We start from the raw sequence: 8673 nt of genomic DNA, 5'->3' as shown, positions 1-8673 counted from the left end.
GCGTAATTTAAGTTGGTAATGTGATGTAGTATATTTTGAAACTGCTTGGAAGCCATATTGCACCTGCCGTTGTTGGGTTTCAGTACATTAACTATAGTTCACCAACACCGAAAGACAACATAGCCATATACATACAGTGTCACTTAAGATGCTACTTTATTAATCAATTAAGCTATAAAACAAAAACGGCAAGCCGAGGCTTGCCGTTTTATTACACTTAAAAAAGGTTTACTTACAAACGAATACCGCCGTCAATCTCAACCACGCGACCGGTGAAGAAGTCGTTTTCGATAATATACTGCGCTGTGTGCGCAATTTCATCCGCTTCACCAAAGCGCCCTACGGGTGTTACTGCTAGCATACGCTGCTTGGCTTCTGGTTTCATAGCGTCGGTCATATTAGTACGAATAACGCCTGGTGCAATGGCACCTACACGAATACCAAAACGGCCAAGTTCTTTTGCCCAACCAGTGGTCATTGCTACCACACCCGCTTTCGACGCAGCGTAGTTAGTTTGACCAATGTTACCTGCACGAGCAACACTCGACATATTAACTATCACGCCACCTTTACCCGATTCAATCATATGGCACGCAGCTTCACGCCCCGCTAAAAACACGCCGGTTAAGTTTACATCAATCACTGACTTAAATTGATCAAGGGCCATTTTAGCAACCACTTTGCCTTCTTTGGCTTTGATAAACATACCATCGCGTAAAATACCGGCATTATTTATCAATACACCAATATGACCAAAATCTGTATTGATGGAATTAAATGTATTTACCACCGCATCTTCATCAGTCACATTGGCAACATAGGCTTTTACAGTTACACCATGTTGGCTAAGCTCAGCAACTGCATCATCTAACAACGCTTGTTGCATATCAATTAACGCAATATTAGCACCAAGCGACGCAAGTTTATGCGCCATTGCAAATCCTAAGCCTTGCGCGCCACCGGTGATCACCACGGTATTATTTTTAATTTCCACCTGTTACTCCTTCGAGAATAATTTAAATATGGCGCTAAAGTCTTCGCTGCCCGCACCTTGGTGTTGCAACATGGTATAAAGGTTTTTAGCCATTGACCCCATCGGGGTTACTGAATTACTTTGCTGCGCGGCTTCCATCGCAAGACCTAGGTCTTTAGCCATTAAATCAACCATAAAGCCTGGTTTATAATCATTACTAGCCGGGGCTGTGGCCATCACACCTGGGCAAGGATTGTAAAGCTCAAGGGTCCAGTTACGACCAGAGCTGGCGGTCATAATGTCGCTCAGCACTTTTGCGTCAAGGCCATTATTTATACCCATTTGAATTGCTTCACTGGTTCCCGCCATTAAAATACTCAATAGCATGTTATTACAAATTTTTGCGACTTGTCCTGCGCCAATATCACCTGCATGAAAGATATTTTTACCCATATCAGCAAGCACCGGTTGGGCCTTAGCAAATTGCTCATCGCCACCACCGACGATAAAGGTCAGTGTACCTGCCGTTGCACCGGCAACACCACCGGATACCGGCGCGTCAACAAAGTCGATACCATGCTCACTAAGCTCAGCGCCTACGTCGCGTGCTGATGCTGCATCAATCGTTGAACAATCAATTACTAACGTTGACTTTGCTAAAATATGTACAAGTCCGGTATCACCTAAATAAAGTGACTTAACGTGCTTACTGGCCGGTAGCATGCTGATCAATACATCAACATCCGTTGCACAATGTTTAGCATCATCCGCGGCGATCGCGCCATTTTCAGCAAGTAGATTTACGACCGATCGGTTTAAATCAAACACCTTAACCTGATGACCCGCTTTAACTAAGTTGGCAGCCATTGGGCCACCCATGTTACCTAAACCAATAAAACCAATAGAAAGTGACATAACATTATCCTTGTGTAAGTTGTTTTAGTGGATGTGAGTCGTGATCCCAACGTTGAACAAAAAAACTCTCGACTAATTCATCTGGGATCTGTTCAAGCGTTTTAAACTGCCAATTAGGCGCGCCGTCTTTATCAATCAGTAACGCACGAATACCTTCTTGAAACTCGCCGACTTCACCACAGCGAACCGACATACCCAGTTCCATTTGAAAACATTCGCCTAAACTTTTACCTTTTGAACTGGCAAGTTGACGCTCAACTAAGGCGCAACTGAGCGGGCAACCGTGCTTTAATGCTTTTTGTGCTCGGGTAAGCCACGTATCGTCAGTTTCTAGATTTAAGATATAATTTACTTTATCGCGTAGATCAGTAAACTCACCCAATTTTTGAATGGTGGCTAAATGCGCCTTTACATTGCCTTTTGGCATACGCCCAGAAACATTATCAAGTTCGGTAAGTAAACTGGTCAGCTTCTCGTGATTCAATGAAGCCGTTTTACCCCACTTAATGCTGCACAATTGCTCAATCAGAGTGTCGTATTTATCCGCCTTGAGGTAGTGATCAGCCAATGCCACATACATTGCATCGTCACAATTAATAGACGCTGCAGTTAACCCCAAAAATAAGCCAACATATTCAGGCATTTTATGTAGAAAATAACTGCCGCCTACATCTGGGTATAAACCAATTGTTAGCTCAGGCATAGCTATACGTGAGTTCTCAGTTACCACACGATGACTCGCTCCGGCCATTAAGCCTAAACCGCCGCCCATCACAATACCATTACCCCAAACAAGGATCGGTTTATCATAACAATGAATGAGGTGGTCAAGGCGATACTCGTGAGCAAAGTAATCTTCTATTAGATTTGCCGGTTCACCACTGTTCATAGCATTATGTAGGCTAACTACATCACCACCGGCACAAAATGCTTTATCCCCTGCCCCTTTAAGTATCACCATCGCAACATTACTGTCAGCCGCCCATGCGTTAAGTTGCGGCGCTAATAATTTGATCATCTCAAAATTAAGTGCATTTAAAGATTTAGGGGAGTTGAGCGTGGCAAAACCAATGAGTGAACCGTTTGCAGCGCTCGCAGTTTCAAACACCACGGGCGCATCTGGTGAATTTAATTGCGTTAACTCAATCATTAGCCATTCACCCAATTTGCTTTGCGTTTTTCTAGGAAGGCATTCACCCCTTCTTGTTGATCTTGTGTATCAAACAAACCAACAAATAACTCACGTTCAAGCGGTAATACATGCGCCATTGGCTGAGTGCGGCCCTTTTGGATCAGGGTTTTACAGGCACTAACAGCAACAGGACTTTGATCTGCCACTTGAGTAGCTAATTTAAGTGCCACCGCAAGACTTTCGCCTTGTGGTACCACTTCTTCAACTAAGCCGATTTGTAGGGCTTTATCTGCTTTTAGACGCTCACCACATAAGATCATACGTTTAGCCCAGCCTTCACCAACTAACCATGCTAGGTTTTGCGTGCCACCCGCACACGGTAGTAAACCTACTTTGGCTTCTGGTAGTGCCATTTGTGCTTGCTCTTCTGCAATGCGAATATCACATGCTAACGCCACTTCTAGACCACCACCCATGGCATAGCCATTGATCGCGGCAATGGATACACCTCTAAATGCAGTTAATGCTTCAAATGCGTCACCAAATACTTGCGACATAGTCGCTGCAACGCCTTTATCGCCACCAGCAAATACATTTAAATCAGCACCAGCACTGAAAAACTTTTCACCTTCACCGGTGATCACTAATGAGTAAACATTTTTATTGTCATTGAGCTCATTTACCATATTTTTTAAGGCAATTAACGTGTCTTTAGTCCAGGTATTCGCTGGCGGATTAGACATGGTTAAAATCGCTACGTGACCTTCAATGGTTAATTCAATACTTGGGTTTGACATTTCGCGCTCCTTATAGAATATCGGCTGCTGATTCAGCTAAAATACGGCGTGCAATAATCACCCGCATGATCTCGTTAGTACCTTCAAGAATTTGATGAACGCGCACGTCACGAACGTGGCGCTCCAGTGGGTATTCTTTGATATAACCATAACCACCATGAATTTGTAGTGCGTCATTACACACAGTAAAACCGACATCAGTGGCAAAACGCTTTGCCATGGCGCAATAAGTAGTTTTTTCGCTGTCATTATTATCAAGTTTAAAAGCCGCTAAACGCACCATTTGACGCGCCGCAACAAGCTCGGTATTCATATCGGCAATTTTAAATTGCAGCGCTTGAAAAGCAGCCAACGGTTTACCAAATTGTGTGCGTTCTTTTAAGTATTCACGGGCTGTTTCAAGTGCCGCTTGGGCAGTGCCAATTGAACAAGTTGCAATATTAATACGCCCGCCATCAAGGCCTTGCATTGCAAACTTAAAGCCTTCACCTTCTTGACCTAATAAATTATGAGCAGGTATGCGTACATCTTCAAAACTAATTAGTCGTGTTGGCTGCGCATTCCAGCCCATTTTTTCTTCTGCTTTACCGTATTCAACGCCTTTGGCATCAGCCGGTACTACAAACGCAGAAATACCCGCCGCACCTTCACCGCCAGTACGCGCCATAACTACTAACACTTCGGTCTCGCCTGCGCCTGAGATAAACATTTTTGAGCCATTGATCACGTAATAATCGCCATCACGAACCGCTTTTGTTTTCAATGAGGCTGCATCGGAGCCTGAACCAGGCTCTGTTAAACAATAAGAAGCTAGTAGCTCACCCATAACAAGTTGATCACAATATTGAGCTTTTGTTTGCTCAGTACCAAAACTTGCAATCATCCAGGTCGCCATATTGTGAATGGTCAACATTGCGGTTGTAGCTGTACAACCCATCGCCAACTGTTCAAAAATAATACTTGAATCTAAGCGCGACAGGCCTAAACCGCCTGCTTCCTCTGGCGTATACAAACCACAGAAACCCAGTTCACCAGCAGCTTTAATGGTATCTTTTGGAAAAATATGTTCGCGGTCCCATTTTGCTGCATAAGGAGCCAGTGCTGATTCTGCGAATTGACGAGCTGTTTGAGCAAATGCTTGCTGATCTTCAGTTAAATTAAAGTCCATTGGAGACCTCTTGTTTATAATTGCGTTGTCAAATTAGATATTCGTGAAGAGCAACGAAGGCAATATTGTGTGTGAAATAGCCTTCGTGCCCCTCTTTTTTATTATGTGGAGTAAGTTAAATTAGTTATTTAAGATTAATGCTCATGTTTGGACCAGAGGCAATCTCGTCTTCAAACCAACGTGAAGTAATTGTTTTGGTCTCAGTATAAAAACGAATACCTTGCTTACCGTACGTATGCGTATCGCCATAGAATGAACCTTTCCAACCGGTGAACGAAAAGAATGGCAGTGGCACAGGAATTGGTACGTTAATACCCACTTGACCGACTTCAATCTCATGTTGGAACTTACGCGCAACCGCACCACTTGAGGTGAATAACGACGTGCCATTACCAAATGGAGAATCATTTATAAGCGCGATTGCTTCATCAAGCGAATCAACAAACATACACGCCAGTACTGGGCCAAAAATTTCTTCTTTGTATAAATCCATCTCAGTGGTGACGTCAGTAAATAAGGTAGGTCCTACCCAGTTACCTTTTTCATAGCCTGCAACAGTAAAATCAGAGCCATCAATTAAACACGTTGCACCTTGCTCTTTACCTTGTGCAATCAGTGACAAAATACGCGCTTTGGCTGCGGTCGATGTTTGCGGACCATAGGCTGCATCTTTGTCATCCCACACACCCGGGCGCACATTGGCAAAACCGGCTTTGATGTCTTCAACCCAGTCTTTCGCTTGGCCAACAAACACCGCCACTGAAATACCCATACAACGCTGACCCGCAGCACCAACAGAGGCACCAACAAGGTTATTAACTACATGTGAGCGACTTGCATCAGGCATGATCACCATGTGGTTTTTAGCACCGACACAGGCTTGTACACGTTTTAAATTAGCAGTGCCTTTAGAGTAAATGTATTCACCTACGCCACACGAGCCAACAAACGAAATTGCGCGTACTGCGGGATCTTCTAATAAGCGGTCAACTTGTACTTTAGTGCCATGAACAACTTGTAGTACACCTGCAGGTGCGCCGGCTTCAATGAACAGTTCAGCGAGTCGCATTGGCGTCAGCGGATCTTGCTCAGAGGGTTTTAAAATAAAGGTGTTACCACAGACAATCGCCAGTGGGAACATCCATAGTGGGATCATCGCTGGAAAGTTAAACGGCGTAATACCCGCGCACACACCCAGTGGTTGCATGTATGAGTAAGTATCGATTTTACGGGCCACGTTTTCCATGGTTTCGCCCATCATTAAAGATGGCGCATTAGCTGCTTGCTCAACCACTTCAATACCACGCCAAACATCGCCTTTGGCATCTTCAAAGGTTTTGCCTAATTCATGGCAAATAATGGTGGCTAGTTCATCGTGGTGCTCTTTTAAAAGTGCTGCATACTTCATCATAATGCGCGCACGTTCAGTAATTGGCACGTCTTTCCAGCTTTTAAAGGTGTCTTTGGCAGATGCGATAGCCGCATCCATTTCAGCGTCGGTAGCACACGGAACTTGTGCTAACACTTCTTGGTTTGCTGGATTAATAACGTCAATCAGTTGATCTGATGTTGATTGAACAAATTCGCCGTTGATCAGTAATGGTACTTGGTGCATAACGCACTCCTCCCCAGAGGGTAATAAATTAAGCCGCAGTAGTTATTGTTAAAAGAGCCTACGGCTGTAAGAATTTAAATTTAACTAATTTATAGTGCTTCAACCGCCAGTGCGACCGCCTCGCCACCGCCAATACATAAAGATGCTACGCCTTTTTTCAGGCCACGATTTTTAAGAGCATGGATAAGTGTCACTAAAATACGTGCGCCGCTAGCACCAATTGGGTGGCCAAGTGCACAAGCACCACCATTAACATTCACTTTGCTGGCATCAAGTTTTAATTCATTAATCGCCAACATTGTTACCATGGCGAATGCTTCGTTAATTTCCCATAAGTCAACGTCGTCAGTTGTCCAGCCTGCTTTTGCAAGCAAACTATTTATTGCGCCAACAGGAGCAAGAGTAAACTCACTTGGTTTTTGAGAATGGGTACTGTGCGCAACAATACGACACAGTGGCGTAAGCCCTTGTGCTTTGGCGTGCGATTCACTCATTAAAATAAGGGCTGCGCCACCGTCTGAAATTGACGATGAATTAGCCGCAGTGATGGTGCCGTCTTTTTTAAACGCAGCACGCAAAGCGGGAATTTTTTCTGGGCGTGCATTACCTGGTTGCTCGTCAATGCTGATGGTTACATCGCCCTTGCGAGAGCTAATAGTGTGCGGCGCAATTTCATTTACAAAATCGCCATTTGCAATCGCTGCATTGGCTTTGGTCAGTGAATTAAGTGCAAATTCATCCATTTGCTCGCGGCCAATACCGTATTCATCAGCCGTATCTTGAGCAAAACAGCCCATCGCTTTATTATCGTATGCGTCTTCTAGGCCATCACTCATCATGTGATCTTTAATTTCGCCATGGCCCATACGCATACCGCCACGCGCTTTAGGAATAAAATATGGCGAGTTGGTCATGCTTTCCATGCCACCTGCAACCGCGCTGTTAATTGAACCGGCTTTAATTAAATCATGTGCAAGCATGGCGGCCTTTAAACCTGAACCACATACTTTGTTGATGGTCGTAGCGCCAGTACTGCGCGCAAGACCTGCTTTTAACATTGCTTGACGTGCTGGCGCTTGACCTAAACCTGCCGGTAATACACAGCCCATGATCACTTCATCAATAGCTGTATCGCTTAATCCGGTGTCAGCAAGCGCACTGGCAATGGCTGTTGCACCTAACTCAGTGGCGGCTGCATCACTAAGGGCTCCCATAAAACCACCCATTGGGGTGCGTTTTGCTGCTACAATAACAACGGCTTCGGTAGTCATAAAAAAGGCTCCATTTTATAATTGGCTATATTCATATGCAGAGATTAGCCAAACACTGTATTTATAATCTGCTTATGAGCATACATAATATTTACGTTTACGCCAACGTAAATCTAAAATCAAGGTTTTTGCGCCCAACGAAAGTGTAAACATATCTTTATTTTGCTGTAGCCTAATACAAACAGCGCCCCTGCAAGCTGCATTAATACAGGTTACACCTGCTATTTATGGCTTTAGGTTATTAGTCTAAAGTATAAGTTCTACAATCCACTTTACCTTTACGTAAACTTCACTTATATTGGAGTTATTCGAATGAGGTAAAAACACTATGAATCAAGATAATCAAACAAACTTTGCAAGTTCAGCCGCCGAACCGGCAAGCAATGAACAAACCTTTAGTATCAGTGAACTGGCTAAAGAGTTTGATATAACCACCCGCTCAATTCGCTTTTACGAAGATCAGGGCTTAATTTCACCTGAGCGTAATGGCCAAACCCGTATTTATTCAAAACGCGATAAAGTGCGTTTAAAACTTATTTTACGTGGCAAGCGGTTAGGTTTTACCTTAGCTGAAACAGGCCGTTTGTTTGAACTTTATGATGCCGATAAATCCAGCGCTAAACAGTTAGTGACTATGCTTGACTTAATTTCAGATAAAAAAGCTGATCTAAGCCAACAAATGGATGACATTAAAGTTGTCTTGATGGAATTAGTAACCGCAGAGCGTCGTTGTCGCGACACCTTAAATCAATTAGATGAATAACTAGTTTTAAACAATAACGATTAAATGACTATTCATTAA

Annotated in this window: 8 protein-coding genes; 1 reads left to right on the top strand and 7 read right to left on the bottom strand. The window is 43.7% G+C overall.

Annotated elements, in window-relative coordinates:
- Positions 1-232: 232 nt before the first annotated feature.
- The 7 genes from H5180_RS03065 to H5180_RS03035 all read right to left on the bottom strand — a co-directional run bounded on the left by H5180_RS03065 (position 233) and on the right by H5180_RS03035 (position 7871).
- Positions 233-994: an SDR family oxidoreductase gene (locus H5180_RS03065; RefSeq protein ID WP_182718994.1), complete on the bottom strand. Its 762-nt coding sequence runs from the start codon at positions 992-994 to the stop codon at positions 233-235.
- 3 nt (positions 995-997) lie between these two features.
- Positions 998-1888: a 3-hydroxyisobutyrate dehydrogenase gene (gene mmsB, locus H5180_RS03060; RefSeq protein WP_145233289.1), complete on the bottom strand. Its 891-nt coding sequence runs from the start codon at positions 1886-1888 to the stop codon at positions 998-1000.
- Between the two features lie 4 nt (positions 1889-1892).
- Complete coding sequence (locus H5180_RS03055; RefSeq protein ID WP_182757639.1) at positions 1893-3038, bottom strand: enoyl-CoA hydratase/isomerase family protein; 1146 nt, start codon at positions 3036-3038, stop codon at positions 1893-1895.
- Positions 3038-3817: an enoyl-CoA hydratase gene (locus H5180_RS03050; RefSeq protein WP_145233284.1), complete on the bottom strand. Its 780-nt coding sequence runs from the start codon at positions 3815-3817 to the stop codon at positions 3038-3040. The genes H5180_RS03055 and H5180_RS03050 overlap by 1 nt, the downstream gene beginning before the upstream one ends.
- A 10-nt stretch (positions 3818-3827) precedes the next feature.
- Complete coding sequence (locus H5180_RS03045; protein ID WP_182757638.1) at positions 3828-4985, bottom strand: acyl-CoA dehydrogenase family protein; 1158 nt, start codon at positions 4983-4985, stop codon at positions 3828-3830.
- A gap of 124 nt (positions 4986-5109) precedes the next feature.
- Positions 5110-6600 carry a CoA-acylating methylmalonate-semialdehyde dehydrogenase gene (locus H5180_RS03040; RefSeq protein WP_145233279.1) on the bottom strand — a complete coding sequence of 497 codons (1491 nt, stop codon included), beginning with the start codon at positions 6598-6600 and terminating at the stop codon, positions 5110-5112.
- Between the two features lie 89 nt (positions 6601-6689).
- The gene (locus H5180_RS03035) at positions 6690-7871 is read right to left on the bottom strand and encodes an acetyl-CoA C-acyltransferase (RefSeq protein WP_182757637.1); all 1182 of its coding nucleotides are present in this window, start codon (positions 7869-7871) and stop codon (positions 6690-6692) included.
- 328 nt (positions 7872-8199) lie between these two features.
- On the opposite strand from H5180_RS03035, the gene H5180_RS03030 reads away from it, so the two are divergent.
- Positions 8200-8634: a MerR family DNA-binding transcriptional regulator gene (locus H5180_RS03030; RefSeq protein ID WP_145233276.1), complete on the top strand. Its 435-nt coding sequence runs from the start codon at positions 8200-8202 to the stop codon at positions 8632-8634.
- Positions 8635-8673: the final 39 nt, after the last annotated feature.

The sequence above is a fragment of the Pseudoalteromonas sp. SR41-4 genome, assembly GCF_014163985.1.
Classification (GTDB): Bacteria; Pseudomonadota; Gammaproteobacteria; order Enterobacterales; family Alteromonadaceae; genus Pseudoalteromonas; species Pseudoalteromonas rhizosphaerae.
Note: the sequence above shows the minus strand (reverse complement) of the source record. Positions and strands in the feature narration are given on the sequence as shown.

Coding starts and splice junctions, on each gene's coding strand:
- mmsB (WP_145233289.1), bottom strand. CDS start 1,888: ATGTCACTTTCTATTGGTTTTATTGGTTTAGGTAACATGGGTGGCCCA.
- H5180_RS03055 (WP_182757639.1), bottom strand. CDS start 3,038: ATGATTGAGTTAACGCAATTAAATTCACCAGATGCGCCCGTGGTGTTT.
- H5180_RS03050 (WP_145233284.1), bottom strand. CDS start 3,817: ATGTCAAACCCAAGTATTGAATTAACCATTGAAGGTCACGTAGCGATT.
- H5180_RS03045 (WP_182757638.1), bottom strand. CDS start 4,985: ATGGACTTTAATTTAACTGAAGATCAGCAAGCATTTGCTCAAACAGCT.
- H5180_RS03040 (WP_145233279.1), bottom strand. CDS start 6,600: ATGCACCAAGTACCATTACTGATCAACGGCGAATTTGTTCAATCAACA.
- H5180_RS03035 (WP_182757637.1), bottom strand. CDS start 7,871: ATGACTACCGAAGCCGTTGTTATTGTAGCAGCAAAACGCACCCCAATG.
- H5180_RS03030 (WP_145233276.1), top strand. CDS start 8,200: ATGAATCAAGATAATCAAACAAACTTTGCAAGTTCAGCCGCCGAACCG.